Origin of the sequence: Paenibacillus nitricinens, assembly GCF_052056485.1 — a bacterium.
Lineage (GTDB): Bacteria > Bacillota > Bacilli > Paenibacillales > Paenibacillaceae > Paenibacillus_AQ > Paenibacillus_AQ nitricinens.
The window spans coordinates 79,422-100,020 of the sequence record NZ_CP183948.1; the positions used below are offsets into that span (position 1 = coordinate 79,422).

The 20,599-nt window shown below is 46.4% G+C and carries 15 protein-coding genes and 3 rRNA genes; all 18 read left to right on the forward strand.

The genetic code is table 11. The features are described 5' to 3' along the window. Window positions 1–27: 27 nt before the first annotated feature. The 18 genes from hslO to ACN6KS_RS00450 all read left to right on the forward strand — a co-directional run bounded on the left by hslO (window position 28) and on the right by ACN6KS_RS00450 (window position 20,528). Window positions 28–912, forward strand: a complete 885-nt coding sequence (gene hslO / locus ACN6KS_RS00365; RefSeq protein WP_094871984.1) for an Hsp33 family molecular chaperone HslO — start codon at window positions 28–30, stop codon at window positions 910–912. Between the two features lie 8 nt (window positions 913–920). Then, complete coding sequence (locus tag ACN6KS_RS00370) at window positions 921–1,865, forward strand: peptidylprolyl isomerase (RefSeq protein ID WP_440961104.1); 945 nt, start codon at window positions 921–923, stop codon at window positions 1,863–1,865. A gap of 174 nt (window positions 1,866–2,039) precedes the next feature. Next, window positions 2,040–2,978 carry a cysteine synthase A gene (cysK, locus tag ACN6KS_RS00375; protein ID WP_042123166.1) on the forward strand — a complete coding sequence of 313 codons (939 nt, stop codon included), beginning with the start codon at window positions 2,040–2,042 and terminating at the stop codon, window positions 2,976–2,978. 386 nt (window positions 2,979–3,364) lie between these two features. Next, window positions 3,365–4,909 carry an anthranilate synthase component I family protein gene (locus tag ACN6KS_RS00380; RefSeq protein WP_440962353.1) on the forward strand — a complete coding sequence of 515 codons (1,545 nt, stop codon included), beginning with the start codon at window positions 3,365–3,367 and terminating at the stop codon, window positions 4,907–4,909. Next, window positions 4,906–5,487, forward strand: coding sequence for an aminodeoxychorismate/anthranilate synthase component II (gene pabA, locus ACN6KS_RS00385; protein ID WP_042123170.1), 582 nt, complete (start codon window positions 4,906–4,908; stop codon window positions 5,485–5,487). The genes ACN6KS_RS00380 and pabA overlap by 4 nt, the downstream gene beginning before the upstream one ends. After that, a complete protein-coding gene (locus ACN6KS_RS00390) occupies window positions 5,484–6,365 on the forward strand; it encodes an aminotransferase class IV (protein ID WP_440961105.1) in 882 nt (293 codons plus the stop codon). Before pabA ends, ACN6KS_RS00390 begins: the two co-directional genes overlap by 4 nt. Beyond that, complete coding sequence (folP, locus tag ACN6KS_RS00395; protein ID WP_094871976.1) at window positions 6,362–7,219, forward strand: dihydropteroate synthase; 858 nt, start codon at window positions 6,362–6,364, stop codon at window positions 7,217–7,219. Before ACN6KS_RS00390 ends, folP begins: the two co-directional genes overlap by 4 nt. Window positions 7,220–7,249: 30 nt before the next feature. Beyond that, a complete protein-coding gene (gene folB / locus ACN6KS_RS00400; protein ID WP_042183904.1) occupies window positions 7,250–7,612 on the forward strand; it encodes a dihydroneopterin aldolase in 363 nt (120 codons plus the stop codon). 11 nt (window positions 7,613–7,623) lie between these two features. Beyond that, a complete protein-coding gene (gene folK / locus ACN6KS_RS00405) occupies window positions 7,624–8,175 on the forward strand; it encodes a 2-amino-4-hydroxy-6-hydroxymethyldihydropteridine diphosphokinase (protein ID WP_094871974.1) in 552 nt (183 codons plus the stop codon). After that, window positions 8,142–8,336: a helix-turn-helix domain-containing protein gene (locus ACN6KS_RS00410; RefSeq protein ID WP_234540301.1), complete on the forward strand. Its 195-nt coding sequence runs from the start codon at window positions 8,142–8,144 to the stop codon at window positions 8,334–8,336. The genes folK and ACN6KS_RS00410 overlap by 34 nt, the downstream gene beginning before the upstream one ends. Window positions 8,337–8,376: 40 nt before the next feature. Continuing rightward, complete coding sequence (dusB, locus tag ACN6KS_RS00415) at window positions 8,377–9,393, forward strand: tRNA dihydrouridine synthase DusB (RefSeq protein WP_094871973.1); 1,017 nt, start codon at window positions 8,377–8,379, stop codon at window positions 9,391–9,393. 201 nt (window positions 9,394–9,594) lie between these two features. Then, window positions 9,595–10,074, forward strand: coding sequence for a transcription elongation factor GreA (gene greA, locus ACN6KS_RS00420; protein ID WP_042183910.1), 480 nt, complete (start codon window positions 9,595–9,597; stop codon window positions 10,072–10,074). 156 nt (window positions 10,075–10,230) lie between these two features. Then, window positions 10,231–11,751, forward strand: coding sequence for a lysine--tRNA ligase (lysS, locus tag ACN6KS_RS00425; RefSeq protein ID WP_179085871.1), 1,521 nt, complete (start codon window positions 10,231–10,233; stop codon window positions 11,749–11,751). Window positions 11,752–12,161: 410 nt separating this feature from the next. After that, window positions 12,162–13,719, forward strand: a 16S ribosomal RNA gene (locus ACN6KS_RS00430). A gap of 233 nt (window positions 13,720–13,952) precedes the next feature. Further along, window positions 13,953–16,880: ribosomal RNA gene (locus ACN6KS_RS00435) — 23S ribosomal RNA — on the forward strand. 133 nt (window positions 16,881–17,013) lie between these two features. Beyond that, window positions 17,014–17,130, forward strand: a 5S ribosomal RNA gene (gene rrf / locus ACN6KS_RS00440). The 16S, 23S and 5S rRNA genes sit together here, the layout of an rRNA operon. A gap of 431 nt (window positions 17,131–17,561) precedes the next feature. Further along, the gene (gene guaB / locus ACN6KS_RS00445) at window positions 17,562–19,019 is read left to right on the forward strand and encodes an IMP dehydrogenase (protein ID WP_094873282.1); all 1,458 of its coding nucleotides are present in this window, start codon (window positions 17,562–17,564) and stop codon (window positions 19,017–19,019) included. 162 nt (window positions 19,020–19,181) lie between these two features. Beyond that, window positions 19,182–20,528 carry a D-alanyl-D-alanine carboxypeptidase family protein gene (locus tag ACN6KS_RS00450; RefSeq protein WP_094873287.1) on the forward strand — a complete coding sequence of 449 codons (1,347 nt, stop codon included), beginning with the start codon at window positions 19,182–19,184 and terminating at the stop codon, window positions 20,526–20,528. Window positions 20,529–20,599 lie beyond the last annotated feature (71 nt).

The window sequence follows — 20,599 nt, forward strand, 5'->3', positions numbered from 1 at the left end:
CGATGAGATAGGAGGGCTATGCACCCAATGGAAAAAAAGAAGGATCGACTTATCCGTGGAACGGCTATGAATGGTAAAGTGAGAGCGTTTGCTGTCCGCACAACAGAATTGGTCGAGGAATTGCGGCGCAGACATGATACGTATCCAACGGCTACAGCCGCACTTGGACGTACAGTTACCGCTGCAGCCATGATGGGCGCTATGCTCAAAGGAAGAGAGAAGCTATGCATTATGGTTAAAGGGGATGGACCGATCGGGCAAATCGTTGCGGAGTCCAATGCGTTGGGAGAAGTGTGCGGTTATGTACATCATCCTCACATTCACTTACCTAGCAATAGTATGGGGAAATTGGATGTTGCTGGAGCCGTAGGCACTGAAGGGTTCATTGATATTATAAAGGATTTAGGCTTGAAAGAACCTTATCGAGGTAGTATTCCTATCATCTCCGGAGAACTTGCGGAAGATTTTACTTATTATTTCGCTGTTTCTGAACAAACCCCAGCTGCAGTTGGCTTAGGTGTATTAGTGGATACCGATGAGTCAGTGATTGTAGCCGGAGGGTTTATCGTGCAGCTTCTTCCAGGACTGACGGATGCGGAGATTACGGAGATCGAAAAAGCTCTAGGGGCTATGCCTTCCGTGACAACACTTCTTGATCAGGGTCTAGAGCCAGAAGAAATGCTGCGTATTCTTTTGCCGGATGCGATAGTTATGGATGAACTGGATATTAACTTTGCTTGTCAATGTTCGCGTGAGCGGGTAGAGCAGACATTGGTTAGCTTAGGGCAAGATGAACTGGAGAGATTAATTGCAGAAGATGAGCAGGCTGAAGTTGTATGTCATTTTTGCAACGAGGCTTATGTTTTTAATAAGGACGAATTACAGGTCATTTTAGAACAAGCGAAATCGTAGGGCATGGGATGATGACGAGACAGGAACGTGCACTTCGCAATACGGTTGTTATTCTGGCTGTTGCAACTTTAATGCTCGGGGGTCTATTGTTCTGGAGCTTACGTGCAATGGCTCTTCTAAAAGGAGATACAACAGAAAACGAAACACCGGATGCAGCGACTGCAGGCGGACAACCGATAACAGATAAGCAGTGGATGGATGAGCTCAAAAAAAAGCATGGGCACGAAGTGCTGGTTGGAATGATTAATCATATTGTTGTGGAGATGGAAGCAAAGGCTCTGGGGATTACCGTGACCGACGATGAGGTTGAACAAGAACTTGCACGAACTATGATTGGATACGGATCGGAAGAACAGTATTATGCTCAAATGCAGTCTCAGCTGGGGTTATCTCGTCAGGAAGTGTTCGCGGAAACGGCTTATCGTCTAACCTTACAAGCAATAGCTACTGATGGTATTACGATTAAGGAAGCTGATATCGATACTTATTTAGACCAAAATACGGAGCGTTTCACGCCCAAAAGGGAATTGGAACTCTCCATGATTAAGGTTGCATCTTATGATGAAGGCGAGCAAGTAATGGATCGCTTGGAGCAGGGCGAGAATTTTGCTGATTTAGCCAGGGAAGTTTCCATTGATGCAGAGAGTCGGCAGCAAGGAGGACGTTTGGGCAAAGTAGAGGAAGATGACCCTTTTTGGCCGGAGGGACTGCTTAAGACCGCTGCTAGTTTGGATGAAGGTGATATAGCGGGGCCGATTCAGGCAGAGGACGACTTCGCTATCATTCGACTAGAGAGTATTCATACACAAAATGTACCGGACCAAAAGGAAATTCGGGCGCTGGTACGTCAAGAACTGGCTTTGGAGCAAGCCCCCTCTTTACAACAAGTGGAGAGTGATTTGCGCACGAAATATGATGTGGCAATAAATATTGACAACAGCCTGCAAGATTGATAATATGATATTAATGTAAAACCTACCGTTTTAGTCGGAAATAACTAACGGTAGTCTAATATCTACACCCCTTTATAGCAGTTATTATTGCATAATAGGGACACACATACAGAAGAGTAAAGTCACAATTTACGTTCTTATATCGCATTTATCATTCTAAGGAGGTTTTTGCTCATGGCTAAAGTCGTTAACAACGTAACAGAATTGATCGGAGGTACTCCGCTCGTTCGTTTGAATCGTCTGGCACAGGAAGGCTCCGCAGATATTTATTTGAAATTAGAATATCAGAATCCAGGATCAAGCGTAAAAGACCGTATCGCAATCAGCATCGTTGAAGAAGCTGAACGTGAAGGTCTGCTGAAACCTGGAGGTACAATTGTAGAAGCAACTAGTGGTAACACTGGTATTGGCTTGGCACTTGTGGCTGCGGCTAAAGGTTATAAGGCAGTTATCGTAATGCCGGAAACCATGAGCTTGGAACGCCGTAATCTACTTCGTGCATACGGAGCAGAATTGGTTCTGACTCCAGGATCGGAAGGCATGAATGGTGCGGTTAAGAAAGCGGAAGAAATTCTGAAAGAAAACCCAAGCTATTTCCCATCGGAGCAGTTCAAGAATAAAGCGAATGTGAAGATCCACCGTGAGACTACTGGACCTGAGATCGTTGAAGCTATTGAGTCCATCGGTGGCCCACTGGATGCTTTTATTGCAGGTATCGGAACAGGTGGAACGATCACGGGTGCAGGTGAAGTGCTGAAGAGTAAATATCCTGACGTGAAGATCTATGCTGTGGAACCTGCTGCTTCTCCAATCTTGGCAGGAGGCAAACCAGGCCCTCACAAAATTCAGGGTATCGGAGCAAACTTCATTCCTGAAATCCTGAACCAGGACATTTATGATGAGATCATTCATGTTGAGAACGATGAAGCATTTGAAACTGCACGCCGTGTAGCTAAAGAAGAAGGCGTCTTGTCTGGGATTTCTTCCGGTGCAGCAGTATTTGCGGCACTCAAGGTTGCTAAAGACCTCGGTCCTGGCAAGAAGGTAGTTGTCATCATCCCAAGTAATGGTGAACGTTACCTGAGCACACCACTTTATAATTTCGAAGCGTAATTGTTTGCAATAACGTAATTTATAAGAGTCTTCATACCACTTTTCTGGTGGTGATGGAGACTCTTTTCGTTGATTAAATGGGCAAAAGGTTCTGTGGATATATGACGATCTAGACGTGGTATTACTGAAGAGTTAAAGCCATAATAATTTCCTATAGCTGGGGGCTTTTCAATAATGCCTTAAGTACAGTATACTGACAGGCAATATACTACTGATGATTAATAATAAGTAGTTGCTAGACAAAACTAAGCGAATGCTTACGAAGTGAGTTTTAATGCGTAGTGATGTCTATGATGTAATTGCTCCATAAAACTTTTAGGAGGATGGCTTTGGAAATCATAACGACATGGCATGAGTGGGAACAATGGGCAGCTGAAGACTGGAGCATGTTCCCCTTGATTATAAAATCACCCAAGTGCTCGGGGGAATTGCCCGCATCCTGGAAGAAGGCCTGGGAACTAGCTTCTGAATACTCCGTAGTGTTGGAGAGTGGCAAGGGTGGCCGCTATACGTACTTAGGGTTAAATCCTGTATCAATATTAGAGGGCAAGGGAGAAGGTGCTGAGGTGTTTAGCCTTTTTCCCGAATCATTGGGTCATACAGCCGATGAGGGTTCACATGAGACTACAACGCTGCTAGGTCAGCCGCTAGAACTGCTACAGCAATGGATGTCAGGCTTCACCTCGCCAAGTCTAAACGTTCAGGGTATTCCCCCTTTTACCGGTGGATGTATTGGATTTCTAGGGTACGATGTGGTTCGTTCATTGGAGCGGTTACCGTCTCTTGCACAAGATGATCCCGGTTTTCCTGATTATCTCTTTATGAGGATGGATGAGGTATGGATTTATGATCACGAAGAGCATGTGCTTTATTGTGCTGTTCACGTCCCGGTTCCAGCAGAATGTGGGATGGAGGATTTGCAGAACCTTTATCTCGGTGCTATAGAACAGGCTGGGCGAATGGTAGAGCAGTGGCAGTTGATATCCACTGCTTCGGGATTGAACGAAGAGATCAAAAGTAGCATGGAGGCCCTCACAGATTCCTCAGGAGAGTGGCCCGGTATGACCTCGGCCTTCTCGCCTGAGAAGTTCCAGCAGGCCGTGCTGGACGTTCAGGAATACATCCGTCAAGGCGATGTATTTCAGGTGAATCTCTCGCTGCGCCAGGAGGCGCAGCTGAAGTCCTCGCCGGAGGATGTTTACGAATGGCTGCGAGGGCTCAATCCGTCCCCGTACATGGGGCTCTTACGGTCGCCCGGCTTCGCGCTGTCCAGCGCTTCACCGGAGCTGCTCGTCAAGCTGCACGGGGACAAAGTGAGCGCCCGGCCAATCGCCGGCACCCGGCGCCGGGGCCTGACTCCCGCGGAGGATGCCGCCATGGAGGCGGAGCTTCGCGGGAGCGAAAAGGAGATCGCCGAGCATATCATGCTTGTCGATCTGGAGCGCAACGACATCGGGCGTGTCGCTGCATATGGATCCGTCAGCGTGCCTGAGTTGATGACGGTGGAACGCTACTCTCATGTGATGCATCTCGTTTCACAGGTAGAGGGCCAGGTCGCACCGGATAAGGATGCTTATGCTGTAATCTCAGCATTGTTCCCAGGGGGAACGATTACAGGTGCGCCGAAAGTAAGAACAATGGAAATCATTGAAGAGCTGGAGCCGGTTCGGCGTGGGCCGTATACAGGATCTATGGGCTTTATTGACTATAACGGAAATATGGAATTAAATATTATTATTAGAACACTGGCTGTAAAGGATGGAGTCGGATATATTCAGACAGGTGCGGGCATCGTGATCGACTCTGATCCATACCGTGAATACCGTGAATGCCATAATAAAGCCAAAGCGGTAGTGAAGGCAGTACGCTGTAGTGAACTACAGCAGGAATCGCTAACTGCCATTGGCGCCGAAGGGGGAGAAACACTGTGATCTTGGTCATCGATAATTATGATTCCTTTACGTATAACCTCGTACAGTATTTAGGTGAACTTGGGGAAGAGGTTAAAGTACACCGCAACGATGAAATTACCATTGAAGAAATTGAAAAAATGGCTCCCGATCATATTTTAATTTCACCAGGACCATGTACACCTAATGAAGCGGGGATCAGTTTGGAATTGTTACATCATTTCAAAGGTATTATTCCGATCTTCGGTGTATGCCTAGGGCATCAGGCGATAGGGCAAGCATTTGGTGGGAATGTTATTCGTGCAGAGCGTTTGATGCATGGAAAGACATCCCCGATTCATCATAAGGGCACGTCGGTATTTGAAGGTCTGGAGTCTCCTTTTACAGCAACAAGATATCATTCTTTGATTGTAGAGCGCGAGAGTCTGCCGGATTGTCTGGAGATTACAGCGGAGACCGAAGAAGGGGAGATTATGGCACTGCGCCATAAAGAATACCCTATCGAAGGTGTGCAATTCCATCCGGAATCGATTATTACGGATCATGGTCATACGATGCTGCGTAATTTCTTGAAACGGAGAGCCGGAGAAACGGCATGAAATATATAGGATTTAACAATGGTGTCATTGATGCAAGACAAGCCGTGGTTTCCGCACTGGATCACGGTTTTTTATACGGCATAGGATTGTTCGAGACCTTTCGTACGTATAGGGGAGTGTCTTTTCTGCTGGAGCGTCATTTGAAGCGTATGGCAGAGGGGTGCAAAGAGCTTGGCATTCCATTTGCGCAGGATGTCGATCAGCTGCAGGAGTGGATTCAGCGTGTAATGGATAAAAATGAATTAAAAGAAGCTTATATACGCTATACAGTGACCGCTGGTGAAGATATTCTCGGATTACCCGCAGGCGATTATTGCGAACCTAATCATTTGCTGTACATCAAAGCGCTGCCGAATGTATCCGAAAAGATATATATCGAAGGCAAAGATCTGCAACTGTTGTCTTTACGGCGTAACACTCCGGAGGGAGCGGTTCGATTCAAGTCTCTGCATTATATGAATAATATTTTGGCCAAGCGTGAGCTTAGAGGTTATGTCTCTGCGGCCAATGGTGCTGAAGGACTGATGTTGACTGCACAAGAGGTCATAGCAGAGGGCATTGTCAGCAACATCTTTTTTATAAAAAATAATATTCTCCACACTCCAGATATCTCAACTGGGATTCTTCCGGGAATTACCCGGGAAATGGTAATGGAGCTCGCTCGTAGTGCTGGAATCAGGGTAGAAGAAGGCGCATATCATTGGGAACAGTTGAAAACAGCCGATGAAGTATTTCTTACCAATTCCGTACAAGAAATTGTCCCGGTCGCAACGCTTTGGGAAAAAGATAAAAAATTCACCGTAGGCAATGGCCTTTGCGGCAGAATGACTTCGGATTTGATTTTATTCTATAGAGAAAGGACGGGAATTTCGAAATGAGACCAGCCATATTCAAGCGGACATACCGCTGTGGAAATACTGATTTGGAATTGGGAAATCGAACGCTGATTATGGGTATCCTGAATGTAACCCCGGATTCTTTTTCAGATGGAGGACTTTGGGATGATCCGGACAAAGCAGTAGAACATGCGCTACAAATGGCCGCAGACGGTGCTGATATTATAGATATTGGTGGAGAATCTACCCGTCCTGGTCATAAACCAGTGGGGCTTGAAGAGGAATTAGCTCGTGTATTGCCTGTCATCGAGAGTATTCATCGAGCGGCACCGCATATTCCGTTATCTATAGATACCTACAAAGCTGAAGTGGCACGCCAAGCTATTGCTGCTGGTGCGCATATCATTAATGATATATGGGGCTGTAAGGCTGATCCGGAAATGGCGGCAGTGGCAGCTGCTGCAGACTGTCCCATTATTTTGATGCATAACCGGCAGGACCGTGATTATACGAATCTAAGTGCGGATATGTCGGCAGACCTTAAGGAAAGTATTGATCTTGCTTTAGCCGCAGGAGTGAAGCCAGCCAATATCATCTTGGATCCAGGGATCGGCTTTGCGAAGGATTGTAATGAAAATTTGCAGGCGATGATGCTTTTGGATGGATTGACTGAGTTTGGCTATCCACTGTTACTGGCGACTTCACGCAAAAAATTCATCCGTACCGTACTTGATTTACCCGCTGATGATGTTGTGGAAGGTACCGCAGCTACAGTAGCCTTTGGTATTGCTCAGGGCTGCCAAATTGTACGAGTGCATGATGTGTCTCTGATAAAACGAACAGTCAAGATGTGTGATGCGATGTTGTATGCTGCACCTCCATTGGTGCGTGAATAAAGATATTTTATAAAAAGGGCGGGTTTAAAGATGGATAAAATGACACTGCATCGAATGGAATATTACGGATATCATGGTGTGTTTGAAGAAGAGCGTAAGCTGGGCCAACGTTTTTACATTGATTTGGAGCTGGAACTCGATCTACAGGGAGCGGGCCAGAACGATGATTTGAACCAAACCGTAAACTATGCTGAAGTGCATGAACTGGTCAAAAACATTGTCGAAATAAAGTCCTTTAAGTTAATTGAAGCTCTGGCAGAATATATTGCATCCTCCGTACTGGACACTTATACTGTTATCAATGCAGTAACGGTAAAGGTAACTAAACCGCATCCGCCATTCGACATTCATTTTCAGGGAGTGACTGTGGAGCTGCGCAGAACTAGAAAGTGAGAACAAAGTCCATGAATATACATTCCACCTCTGAAGAATCAGAGGCTTATATTGCTTTAGGGGCTAATTTGGGCGACCGTGAAGGCACGCTGTCAGAGGCTTTGAACAGACTGAATAATCATGATGAAATATCGGTAGTTCGCTGCTCCAAAGTTTACGAGACAGAGCCGGTAGGTTATTTAGATCAGCCGCAGTTTCTTAATATGGCAGCAGCTTTGCGCACGACGCTTGCGCCAGAGACCTTGCTGGAAGTAATGCTGGGGATCGAAACGAAGCTGGGTCGTATCCGGGATATTCGCTATGGACCGAGAACGGTAGATCTAGATTTATTGTGGGTAGAGGGCCAGACACTTGATACTCCGCATTTAACGTTACCGCATCCGCGTATGTTTGAGCGTGCATTTGTAATGCTTCCGCTCAGTGATATCGTTCCACAGAATGAACAGACTTCCGGACTCCGCAAGTTGATTACAGCAGCGCTTCAAGACATAGACGGGAAGGAAGGAATTCGATTGTGGACAACAAGCGTATGGGACGGAGGGTCAGGGCATTCCGCAAGCTAAAAGGTTATACTCAACAAGAACTTGCGGATCTCACTGGAATTTCCTTGGCTGTGCTTGGCGCAGTCGAGAGGGGAAATAGGCGTTTAGAAGATCAAATTTTAGATAAAATTGCGAATGTACTAGGGGTTACAACCGAAGAATTGGTTAACCCTGACTCATAATTTTTAAGCAATTCAAATAGGGATAGTGGAAGTGATACGAATGCTGAAGATTGGCGACATTGAGATGAAAAATCAAGTTGTTCTGGCACCTATGGCTGGGGTGTGCAATCCGGCCTTTCGTCTAATCGCTAAAGAGTTTGGTACAGGTTTAGTCTGTGCGGAAATGGTGAGCGACAAGGCTATTATTCACGGGAATACGCGTACTCGCGAAATGTTGTTTGTAGATGAACGGGAGAAACCGCTTAGTTTGCAGATTTTTGGCGGGGATAGAGAATCACTGGTGCAAGCAGCTAAAGTGGTTGATAAAGAAACCAATGCTGATATTATCGATATCAATATGGGATGCCCAGTGCCTAAAGTAACTAAATGTGATGCGGGAGCCCGCTGGCTTTTGAATCCCGACAAAATCTATGAAATGGTCTCTGCGGTTGTCGATGTTGTCGATAAACCCGTAACCGTGAAAATGCGGATTGGCTGGGATAGCGAGCATATTTTTGTCGAGGATAATGCGCGTGCAGTAGAGCGTGCCGGTGGCAAAGCTGTCAGTGTACATGGACGAACACGGGAGCAGCTTTACACGGGGCGTGCGGATTGGAATTATATCAAGATGGCAAAAGAAGCGGTCTCTATTCCGGTTATCGGCAATGGTGATGTCAACACACCTGAAGATGCCCGGGCAATGCTGGATCAGACCGGTTGTGATGGCGTAATGATCGGGCGTGGTGCGTTAGGTAATCCATGGATGCTGTTCCGTACGATTCAGTATTTAAGCACCGGGGAACTGATGCCTGAACCTGGATTGGATGAGAAGATTAAGGTTGCCATTCTTCATATGGATCGGCTGGTTGCACTTAAGGGAGAAGCAGTAGCCGTTCGGGAGATGCGTAAGCATATGGCTTGGTATTTAAAAGGCCTGAAATCTGCTGCACGAGTGAAGGATGTGCTCATGTTAGAGACAGAACGTGATGGAATGGTGAAGATTTTAAATGATTTTGTCGTTCAACTACAGCATGAAGAAGAGAATAAGGGTAATGTAATGTCTGCTTCCGCAATATAAACGTTATTTTCCTAACGCTTTTTGAACACATCCCACTTTATATGTGGTGTCATTGACATTTTGTAGCGGTTCCAATATAATTTCACAGTATAAAATCGCCGTTACAGTAAGTGCAATGCAGCAGGGAGGGTTCTTATCCTCCTAGATTAGCATATAGTATGGTGTTTTCAATAAATGTATACGACAGGAGAATCGGTTGAGATGAGCGATAAAGAAGTCATCCTTACGCCGGACGGGCTAAAGCGTCTGGAAGATGAGCTGGAATTCCTCAAATCTGTGAAACGCCGCGAGGTTGCTGAACGGATTAAGGTAGCGATTGGCTACGGAGATATCAGTGAGAACTCGGAGTATGAAGACGCGAAGAATGAGCAGGCTTTTATCGAAGGACGCGTTATCACCTTGGAGAAGATGCTTCGTAACGCGCGCATCATTAATAGCGACGAGATCGTTACTGATGTGGTAAGTATCGGTGTTACTGTAAGTGTTGAAGATTTGGAGTATGGTGACACTATGGAATACACGATCGTAGGTACAGCGGAGTCCGATCCACTGAATAATAAGATCTCCAACGAAAGTCCAGTAGGCAAAGCCATCATCGGCAAGAAAATAGGCACGATTGTTGACGTTAATACACCTGCAGGCGTTATTCAATATAAAATTCTCGATATCAGAATGAAGTAGTGTACAGATCTTATAGTCTGTAAATAGATGTGCTGCCGAATGTATAAGTAGTTTTGTTGTATACAGGCAGATAAGGGAACATTGTTTGGGAAAGCTTCCTTAGGGAAGCTTTTTTTCAAAATATAAGGGATTTATATCTGCAAGGGGATGAATAGCATGACCGAGGAAATGAATAATGTGGAGAATGCAGAGAACGAACTAAGTGAGCTTTTGCAAATCCGCCGTGCCAAATTGGACGAGCTAAGAGGACTTGGCATCGATCCTTTCGGCAAAAAGTATGAGCGTACAGCTAACGCTGGCGACCTAGTATCGAAGTATGATGGACTTTCAAAAGAAGAATTGGACGAGCTGTCTGTTGAAGTCAGCATAGCGGGTCGCATTATGGCAAAACGTGTTATGGGTAAAGCCAGTTTTGCGCATATCCAAGACCTCAGTGGAAGAATTCAGCTTTATGTTCGTCAAGACAGCATTCCTGAAACGCAATACGCAGCGTTCAATGTTCTCGATCTAGGAGATATCATTGGCGTTCGCGGAACAGTATTCAAAACCAAAACAGGCGAGACCTCCATTAAAGTGCATAATCTCGAAGTCTTGTCCAAGTCCTTGTTGCCACTTCCTGAGAAATATCATGGCCTTAAAGATGTAGAGCTGCGCTACCGTCAGCGCTATGTTGATTTGATTATTAATCCAGAAGTTCAACAGACCTTTATTGCTCGTTCAAGAATCATTCAATCGATGCGACGTTATTTGGATTCACTTGGCTATCTTGAAGTTGAAACACCTACACTTCATGCGATTGCCGGTGGAGCTGCTGCGCGTCCGTTCATCACTTACCACAACACGCTTGAAATGCAGCTTTATATGCGTATTGCTATTGAGCTTCATTTGAAACGTCTTATTGTTGGTGGACTGGAAAAAGTATACGAAATCGGTCGTGTATACCGTAATGAAGGCATTTCGACTCGTCACAATCCTGAGTTTACTATGATTGAGCTGTATGAAGCTTATGCTGATTACAAGGACATCATGAACCTTACGGAGAATATGATCGCTCATATTGCCCAAGAGGTATTAGGAACTCAACAGGTCGACTATCAAGGTAAGCCAGTAGATCTGTCACCAGGATGGCGTCGTGTAACTATGGTTGATGCCGTTAAAGAAGTAACCGGTGTTGATTTCAGTGTTCATATGACAGATGAGGAGGCACAGGCTCTGGCAAAAGAGCATCGTGTACCTGTCGAGAAGCACATGTCTTTCGGTCATATCCTTAATGCCTTCTTCGAGCAATTTGTAGAGGAAACTCTGATTCAGCCTACCTTTGTAATGGGACATCCGGTTGAAATCTCACCACTCGCTAAGAAAAACGATGAGGATCCACGCTTCACCGACCGTTTTGAATTGTTTATTGTGGGTCGTGAGCATGCGAATGCCTTTAGTGAATTGAATGATCCGATCGACCAGCGTCAACGCTTTGAAGCGCAAATCCAGGAGAAAGAGCAAGGTAATGACGAAGCTCATGAAATGGACGATGACTTCATCCGTGCTTTGGAATATGGTATGCCTCCTACAGGTGGACTGGGAATCGGTGTAGACCGTTTGATCATGTTGCTTACCAATTCTGCATCTATTCGTGATGTACTGCTGTTCCCGCATATGCGTAACCGTACAAACGAATAGTATTTATACAACAATGAGCACAGGGGAGCTGTCTAGCGGCGGTTCTCCTTGGCTACTGTTGATCAGAAGGTAAAGGTTCTGGTATCGTTTTGAGGATATATAGCTTAATACTTATTTATTTGAAAAAAAGTGTTGCAATGAATCTCTATACATGATATATTCTAAGTCCGGCCAAGAAATACACATGCCGAGCTCGAAAAAGAAGTTAAAAAAAGAGCTTGACATTAAATAGCCGAACATGATATAGTATAAGAGTTGCTGGTGACGAGATGATCGCTGCTAACAACGAGAACTTGATCTTTGAAAACTGAACAACGAGTGAGTAGGAAATCACGAAAGTGAAATCCAAAATTAGAGAATTAATTTTCTCGTCAGATGTTTCAAAATGAGCATATCGCTCTTTTCAATACTAATTGGAGAGTTTGATCCTGGCTCAGGACGAACGCTGGCGGCGTGCCTAATACATGCAAGTCGAGCGGAGTTATTTTGAAAGCTTGCTTTCAAAATAACTTAGCGGCGGACGGGTGAGTAACACGTAGGCAACCTGCCCCTTAGACTGGGATAACTACCGGAAACGGTAGCTAATACCGGATAATTTCTTTTTTCTCCTGAAGAAAGAATGAAAGACGGAGCAATCTGTCACTGAGGGATGGGCCTGCGGCGCATTAGCTAGTTGGTGGGGTAACGGCCCACCAAGGCGACGATGCGTAGCCGACCTGAGAGGGTGAACGGCCACACTGGGACTGAGACACGGCCCAGACTCCTACGGGAGGCAGCAGTAGGGAATCTTCCGCAATGGACGAAAGTCTGACGGAGCAACGCCGCGTGAGTGATGAAGGTTTTCGGATCGTAAAGCTCTGTTGCCAGGGAAGAACGTCCGGTAGAGTAACTGCTACCGGAGTGACGGTACCTGAGAAGAAAGCCCCGGCTAACTACGTGCCAGCAGCCGCGGTAATACGTAGGGGGCAAGCGTTGTCCGGAATTATTGGGCGTAAAGCGCGCGCAGGCGGTCATTTAAGTCTGGTGTTTAAACCTTGGGCTCAACCTGAGGTCGCACTGGAAACTGGGTGACTTGAGTACAGAAGAGGAAAGTGGAATTCCACGTGTAGCGGTGAAATGCGTAGATATGTGGAGGAACACCAGTGGCGAAGGCGACTTTCTGGGCTGTAACTGACGCTGAGGCGCGAAAGCGTGGGGAGCAAACAGGATTAGATACCCTGGTAGTCCACGCCGTAAACGATGAGTGCTAGGTGTTAGGGGTTTCGATACCCTTGGTGCCGAAGTTAACACAGTAAGCACTCCGCCTGGGGAGTACGGTCGCAAGACTGAAACTCAAAGGAATTGACGGGGACCCGCACAAGCAGTGGAGTATGTGGTTTAATTCGAAGCAACGCGAAGAACCTTACCAGGTCTTGACATCCCTCTGAATCCACTAGAGATAGTGGCGGCCTTCGGGACAGAGGAGACAGGTGGTGCATGGTTGTCGTCAGCTCGTGTCGTGAGATGTTGGGTTAAGTCCCGCAACGAGCGCAACCCTTAACTTTAGTTGCCAGCAAGTAATGTTGGGCACTCTAGAGTGACTGCCGGTGACAAACCGGAGGAAGGTGGGGATGACGTCAAATCATCATGCCCCTTATGACCTGGGCTACACACGTACTACAATGGCCGGTACAACGGGAAGCGAAGCCGCGAGGTGAAGCCAATCCCATCAAAGCCGGTCTCAGTTCGGATTGCAGGCTGCAACTCGCCTGCATGAAGTCGGAATTGCTAGTAATCGCGGATCAGCATGCCGCGGTGAATACGTTCCCGGGTCTTGTACACACCGCCCGTCACACCACGAGAGTTTACAACACCCGAAGTCGGTGGGGTAACCCGCAAGGGAGCCAGCCGCCGAAGGTGGGGTAGATGATTGGGGTGAAGTCGTAACAAGGTAGCCGTATCGGAAGGTGCGGCTGGATCACCTCCTTTCTATGGAGAATCGTTTCCTGCAATGGAAACATTCAAATCGGAAGTTAAACTTCCACAATCTCAGGTTTAGGCCTGTTACTCACTCGTTGCTCAGTTTTGAGAGTTTAAGCTCTCAAGTAAGACTTGATCCTTGAAAACTGGATACCGAAACGAATTTGCGTTTTAGAACATCTTTTAGCAACTTGTGCAAACAAGTAAATGTTATTAGTGAGATTTTTCTTAGGAAAAATCAAGGTTAAGCTAATAAGAGCACACGGAGGATGCCTAGGCGCCAGGAGCCGACGAAGGACGTGGCGAACAACGAAACTGCCTCGGGGAGCTGTAAGCAAGCTTTGATCCGGGGGTGTCCGAATGGGGAAACCCAGCTGTGGTAATTCGCAGTTACTCATCTCTGAACACATAGGAGATGTAGAGGCAGACCAGGGGAACTGAAACATCTAAGTACCCTGAGGAAGAGAAAACAATAGTGATTCCGTCAGTAGCGGCGAGCGAACGCGGAACAGCCTAAACCTAAGAGCTTGCTCTTAGGGGTTGTGGGACGTCTCACATGGAGTTACAAAGGAATATGGTAGGTGAAGAGGTCTGGAAAGGCCCGCGATAGAGGTAAAAGCCCTGTAACCTAAACTGTGTTCTCTCCGAGACGGATCCCGAGTAGTGCGGGGCACGTGAAACCCCGTATGAATCCAGCAGGACCATCTGCTAAGGCTAAATACTACCTGGCGACCGATAGTGAAACAGTACCGTGAGGGAAAGGTGAAAAGCACCCCGGAAGGGGAGTGAAATAGAACCTGAAACCGTGTGCTTACAAAAAGTCAGAGCCCTATTAATGGGTGATGGCGTGCCTTTTGTAGAATGAACCGGCGAGTTACGTTTAACATGCAAGGTTAAGTCGAGAAGACGGAGCCGCAGCGAAAGCGAGTCTGAATAGGGCGATTTAGTATGTGGACGTAGACCCGAAACCGTGTGATCTACCCCTGTCCAGGGTGAAGGTGCGGTAACACGCACTGGAGGCCCGAACCCACGCATGTTGAAAAATGCGGGGATGAGGTGGGGGTAGCGGAGAAATTCCAATCGAACTCGGAGATAGCTGGTTCTCCCCGAAATAGCTTTAGGGCTAGCCTCGGTATAAGAGTAGTGGAGGTAGAGCACTGATTGGGTGCGGGGTCCGCAAGGATTACCAAGCTCAGTCAAACTCCGAATGCCATATACTTATTGCCGGGAGTCAGACAGTGAGTGCTAAGATCCATTGTCAAAAGGGAAACAGCCCAGACCATCAGCTAAGGTCCCCAAGTGTGTGTTAAGTGGGAAAGGATGTGGAGTTGCACAGACAACCAGGATGTTGGCTTAGAAGCAGCCACCATTGAAAGAGTGCGTAATAGCTCACTGGTCGAGTGACTCTGCGCCGAAAATGTAACGGGGCTAAACACACCACCGAAGCTATGGCTAGATACTATGTATCTGGGGTAGGGGAGCGTTGTATGTGGGTTGAAGGTGTACCGTAAGGAGCGCTGGACAGCATACAAGTGAGAATGCCGGTATGAGTAACGAAAAGATCAGTGAGAATCTGATCCGCCGAAAGCCCAAGGTTTCCTGAGGAAGGCTCGTCCGCTCAGGGTAAGTCGGGACCTAAGGCGAGGCCGAAAGGCGTAGTCGAAGGACAACAGTTTGAAATTACTGTACCACCGTAATCCGCTATGAGCGATGGGGTGACGCAGGAGGGTAGTGACGCGGACTGATGGATATGTCCGTCTAAGCAGTGAGGCTGATGTGTAGGCAAATCCGCACATCGTTAAGGCTGGGCTGTGATGGGGAGCGAAAATTACAGTAGCGAAGGTCATGATCTCACACTGCCAAGAAAAGCCTCTAGCCAGGAGAAGGTGCCCGTACCGCAAACCGACACAGGTAGGCGAGAAGAGAATTCTAAGGCGCGCGGAAGAACTCTCGTTAAGGAACTCGGCAAAATGACCCCGTAACTTCGGGAGAAGGGGTGCCCCGGTAGTGTGAATAGCACGAGGGGGCCGCAGTGAAAAGGCCCAAGCGACTGTTTAGCAAAAACACAGGTCTGTGCGAAGCCGCAAGGCGAAGTATACGGGCTGACGCCTGCCCGGTGCTGGAAGGTTAAGGGGAGTGGTTAGGAGCAATCCGAAGCTATGAACCGAAGCCCCAGTAAACGGCGGCCGTAACTATAACGGTCCTAAGGTAGCGAAATTCCTTGTCAGGTAAATTCTGACCCGCACGAATGGCGTAACGACTTGGGCGCTGTCTCAACGAGAGATCCGGTGAAATTTTAATACCTGTGAAGATGCAGGTTACCCGCGACAAGACGGAAAGACCCCATGGAGCTTTACTGCAGCTTGATATTGAATTTGGGTACGATCTGTACAGGATAGGTGGGAGCCGTAGAAATCGGAGCGCAAGCTTCGGTGGAGGCGACGTTGGGATACCACCCTGATCGTATCTAGGTTCTAACCTGGTACCGTAATCCGGTACGGGGACCGTGTCAGGCGGGCAGTTTGACTGGGGCGGTCGCCTCCTAAAGAGTAACGGAGGCGTTCCAAGGTTCCCTCAGAATGGTTGGAAATCATTCGAAGAGTGCAAAGGCATAAGGGAGCTTGACTGCGAGACCTACAAGTCGAGCAGGGACGAAAGTCGGACTTAGTGATCCGGTGGTACCGCATGGAAGGGCCATCGCTCAACGGATAAAAGCTACCCTGGGGATAACAGGCTTATCTCCCCCAAGAGTCCACATCGACGGGGAGGTTTGGCACCTCGATGTCGGCTCATCGCATCCTGGGGCTGAAGTAGGTCCCAAGGGTTGGGCTGTTCGCCCATTAAAGCGGTACGCGAGCTGGGTTCAGAACGTCGTGAGACAGTTCGGTCCCTATCTGTCGTGGGCGCAGGAAATTTGAGAGGAGCTGTCCTTAGTACGAGAGGACCGGGATGGACGTACCGCTGGTGCACCAGTTGTTTCGCCAGAAGCATGGCTGGGTAGCTACGTACGGACGGGATAAGCGCTGAAAGCATCTAAGCGTGAAGCCCCCCTCAAGATGAGATTTCCCAATTAGTAAGACCCCTTGAAGACGACGAGGTAGATAGGTTGGAGGTGGAAGTGCAGTAATGCATGGAGCTGACCAATACTAATCGGTCGAGGGCTTATCCTATACTTAAGACGCAAATTCAATTCGGATTCAGTTTTCAGGCGATTAAGCCTGTAACCAATAAGCTGCATGTCCTTTCTGAGGACTGATATTTTCTAGCAGCGATTTCGAGAAGCGGAAGCTTCGAAAAATCATGTTTGGTGGCGATAGCGGAGGGGTTCCACGCGTACCCATCCCGAACACGACCGTTAAGCCCTCCAGCGCCGATGGTACTTGGACCGAAGGGTCCTGGGAGAGTAGGACGTTGCCAAGCACGCAAGACCACTGTTGAGTCATCGACAGTGGTCTTTTTGTTGTATTATTGAAGAATTCATTAGGGTTTATTTTGAGATACTACATTAGAGATAGGTGTAAGCATTGGTGATGGGTATGGTGGATTGTATAATTTCACCACTAAATGTCCACTCTGTGTGGACAATAGTCCAATAATTCGCTTACGCGGGAGTCGTTTTTTGAATACCTACTCTGATGATGTAATGTTCTTGACAGTCCAAATGCCCTTTGCTAAGATGGCAATAATATATTTTTGGATAAGCATCTCAAACCTAAATTGAAGATATGAACTTGTTCAACTTCCAGATGTACAGAGTTGTCTGTCGTGAATGGACTTAAAGTCGAAGGTTCTTCTTTTATAAAGTTTGTAGGCGGGTATAATTTAAAAACAACCGAGGAGGAATGACCCAGGTGTGGAAAGATAAGTTTGGTAAAGAAGGTCTGACTTTTGATGATGTGCTGTTGGTTCCGCGTAAATCTGAGGTACTGCCGAAGGAAGTAGATTTGACTACAGTTCTAAGTAAGAATGTGAAGTTGAACATCCCGCTTATGAGTGCAGGTATGGACACAGTCACAGAAGCGGCTATGGCCATTGCTATTGCTCGTGAGGGTGGTATCGGGATTATTCACAAGAATATGCCTGTAGAGCAGCAAGCGGAAGAAGTGGATCGTGTAAAACGTTCCGAGAGCGGAGTTATTACTAACCCATTCTCTCTTTCAGCAGAACATCTGGTATCCGATGCTGAACTGCTGATGGGTAAATATCGTATTTCCGGAGTACCGATTGTAGACAGTGACAACAAACTGGTCGGTATTCTAACTAATAGAGATTTACGTTTTATTCATGACTTTAATATTCCAATCAAAGAAGTTATGACACATGAGAATCTCGTGACTGCTGCTGTAGGTACGACACTTCAAGAAGCAGAAGGCATCTTACAACGTCATAAAATTGAGAAATTGCCGCTGGTGGACGAGAATAACGTTCTTAAGGGCCTAATCACAATTAAAGATATCGAGAAGGCGATTCAGTTCCCTAACGGAGCGAAAGATGCACAGGGTCGCTTACTAGTTGGAGCAGCTGTTGGTATCTCTAAAGATACATTCGAGCGTACTGCAGCGTTAGTGAAATCAGGTGTCGATTTGATCGTCGTCGATTCTGCACATGGTCACCACATTAATATTATTGAAGCGGTTCGCCAAATTCGTGAGTTGTATCCTGATCTTACGATTGTTGCTGGTAATGTGGCTACAGGTGAAGCAACCCGTGAACTTATTGAAGCTGGAGCTTCTGTAGTTAAAGTAGGTATTGGACCTGGATCTATCTGTACAACACGAGTTATCGCTGGTATCGGTGTGCCGCAGGTTACAGCCATTTATGATTGTGCAACGGTTGCTCGTGAGTACGGAGTTCCTGTCATCGCTGACGGTGGAATCAAGTACTCCGGTGAAATCACTAAGGCTATTGCCGCTGGTGCTCATGCAGTAATGATGGGAAGTATGTTTGCGGGCACAGAAGAGAGCCCAGGAGAATCGGAGCTTTATCAAGGCCGTAAATTTAAAGTATATCGTGGTATGGGCAGTATGAGCGCCATGAAACAAGGCAGTAAAGACCGTTATTTTCAAGATGACGATAAAAAGCTTGTTCCTGAAGGAATTGAGGGACGTATTGCATTTAAAGGACCTCTTTCGGATACAGTTCATCAATTGATCGGGGGATTGCGCTCGGGTATGGGTTATTGTGGTACGAAGTCTTTGGAAGAACTTCGCAATGATACTTCTTTCATTCGCATCACAAGTGCTGGACTTCGTGAAAGCCACCCACATGATGTGCAAATTACGAAAGAAGCGCCAAACTATTCCGTATAATGGACTAACCGTACTATTTTTTGGACAGACAGGACTATTTCGACCTGTCTGTCTTTTTTTGCGTGTACCCCTGTGTTAGAATAGAACAAGCTATTGATATGAGGTTTAAAAGGAGAGTAGTAATCATTGAAGCACAAGCAGAAATTTAACGGTAAGCAATTTATGATTAAGACAGCGACAGTAGGTCTGCTTTTAAATATGTTAGTTTCCACTCCACTTCCGGCATTCGCAGAGGAAGGTACGACTACGACCATACAAGCCGGAACTGCAACTCAGACGACTCAGAAAGCAGTAAAGATCCCTTCTGTGGAATCACTGGGGCTAAATTTGAAATCAGCGGTTCTAATCGAACCAACAACAGGTGAAATTCTTCTATCTATGAATGCAGATGAGGCTTTGCCTCCAGCAAGTATGACTAAGATGATGACAGAGTATCTTGTAGCAGAAGCGGTGAAGACTGGACAGATTTCATGGGATCAAAAAGTCATAGTAGGGGAAAATGCGTCTAAACAGGTTGGCTCACGTATTTTTCTAGCGGAAAAAGACGAGCATACGGTTGAAGAGCTGTACATAGCAATGGCTGTCGGATCTGCAAATGATGCTACAGTCGCTTTGGCAGAACTAGTATCCGGGTCAGAATTGGAATTCGTAGAGCTAATGAATCAGACTGCCCAGAAGATGGGTATGAAAACTGCCTATTTTGTTAATTCTACTGGACTAGACAAAGCTGACATGCCTAAGAAGTACCGCTCAACTGATAAGAAAGAAAACGTAATGTCAGCGATGGATGCTGCTATTCTAGCCAAATATATTGTTACTGATCATCCTGATTTTAATAGATTTACAACGGTTCAGTCTTATAAGTTCCGTGAACGCGATACTGCTCCAATGATTAACTTTAACTGGATGTTGGAATCGAATAAGAATATACAGAATTTTAAGGCTTATGCTTATGAGGGACTGGATGGTTTGAAAACAGGCCATACCGCTAGAGCTAAATATTGTTTTGCAGGTACAGCTGAACGTGATGGTATGCGTCTGATCAGTGTAGTAATGGGGGCTAATACAGAGCCACACCGTTTTACAGAGACGAAGAAAGTACTTGATTTCGGATTTAATAATTTTGAAATTAAACAGGTTGTAGCGCCTAAAGCAGTGTTAGCCGGCAACGAAACCGTGCCAGTTCTTAAAGGGAAAAATAAAAAGGTGTCTGTAGTTACGGATGAAGCTGTTTCGTTTATCGTCCCTAAGGGAACAACCTCCCCTCAAATTAAAACAACCGTTGAAATCAATGATCCAGCAACCTTAGTTGCTCCTATAGAACAATCTGCTAAAGTGGGTAAGGTTACTTATTCCTACCAAGTTGAAGGCATGTCTGATGTTCAGCAGAAGACAGTTAATCTGATTACTGCCGAAGAAGCGGAAAAAGCCGGTTGGTTCAGTTTATTCCTTAGAGCCATTGGAGATTTCTTCGGCGATTTATTTACAGGGATCAAGAACTTGTTCTAATGAATATAGCATTGAAAATTGCGTTAATCCGAGTAAGTGGATTGTATATTTCCCTTCATTGGGGTAAAATT

Excerpts from the sequence above, each read along its gene's own strand:
- hslO (WP_094871984.1), top strand. The coding sequence starts at position 28 with ATGGAAAAAAAGAAGGATCGACTTATCCGTGGAACGGCTATGAATGGT.
- ACN6KS_RS00370 (WP_440961104.1), top strand. The coding sequence starts at position 921 with ATGATGACGAGACAGGAACGTGCACTTCGCAATACGGTTGTTATTCTG.
- cysK (WP_042123166.1), top strand. The coding sequence starts at position 2,040 with ATGGCTAAAGTCGTTAACAACGTAACAGAATTGATCGGAGGTACTCCG.
- ACN6KS_RS00380 (WP_440962353.1), top strand. The coding sequence starts at position 3,365 with ATGTTCCCCTTGATTATAAAATCACCCAAGTGCTCGGGGGAATTGCCC.
- ACN6KS_RS00390 (WP_440961105.1), top strand. The coding sequence starts at position 5,484 with ATGAAATATATAGGATTTAACAATGGTGTCATTGATGCAAGACAAGCC.
- folP (WP_094871976.1), top strand. The coding sequence starts at position 6,362 with ATGAGACCAGCCATATTCAAGCGGACATACCGCTGTGGAAATACTGAT.
- folB (WP_042183904.1), top strand. The coding sequence starts at position 7,250 with ATGGATAAAATGACACTGCATCGAATGGAATATTACGGATATCATGGT.
- folK (WP_094871974.1), top strand. The coding sequence starts at position 7,624 with ATGAATATACATTCCACCTCTGAAGAATCAGAGGCTTATATTGCTTTA.
- ACN6KS_RS00410 (WP_234540301.1), top strand. The coding sequence starts at position 8,142 with ATGGGACGGAGGGTCAGGGCATTCCGCAAGCTAAAAGGTTATACTCAA.
- dusB (WP_094871973.1), top strand. The coding sequence starts at position 8,377 with ATGCTGAAGATTGGCGACATTGAGATGAAAAATCAAGTTGTTCTGGCA.
- greA (WP_042183910.1), top strand. The coding sequence starts at position 9,595 with ATGAGCGATAAAGAAGTCATCCTTACGCCGGACGGGCTAAAGCGTCTG.
- lysS (WP_179085871.1), top strand. The coding sequence starts at position 10,231 with ATGACCGAGGAAATGAATAATGTGGAGAATGCAGAGAACGAACTAAGT.
- ACN6KS_RS00450 (WP_094873287.1), top strand. The coding sequence starts at position 19,182 with ATGATTAAGACAGCGACAGTAGGTCTGCTTTTAAATATGTTAGTTTCC.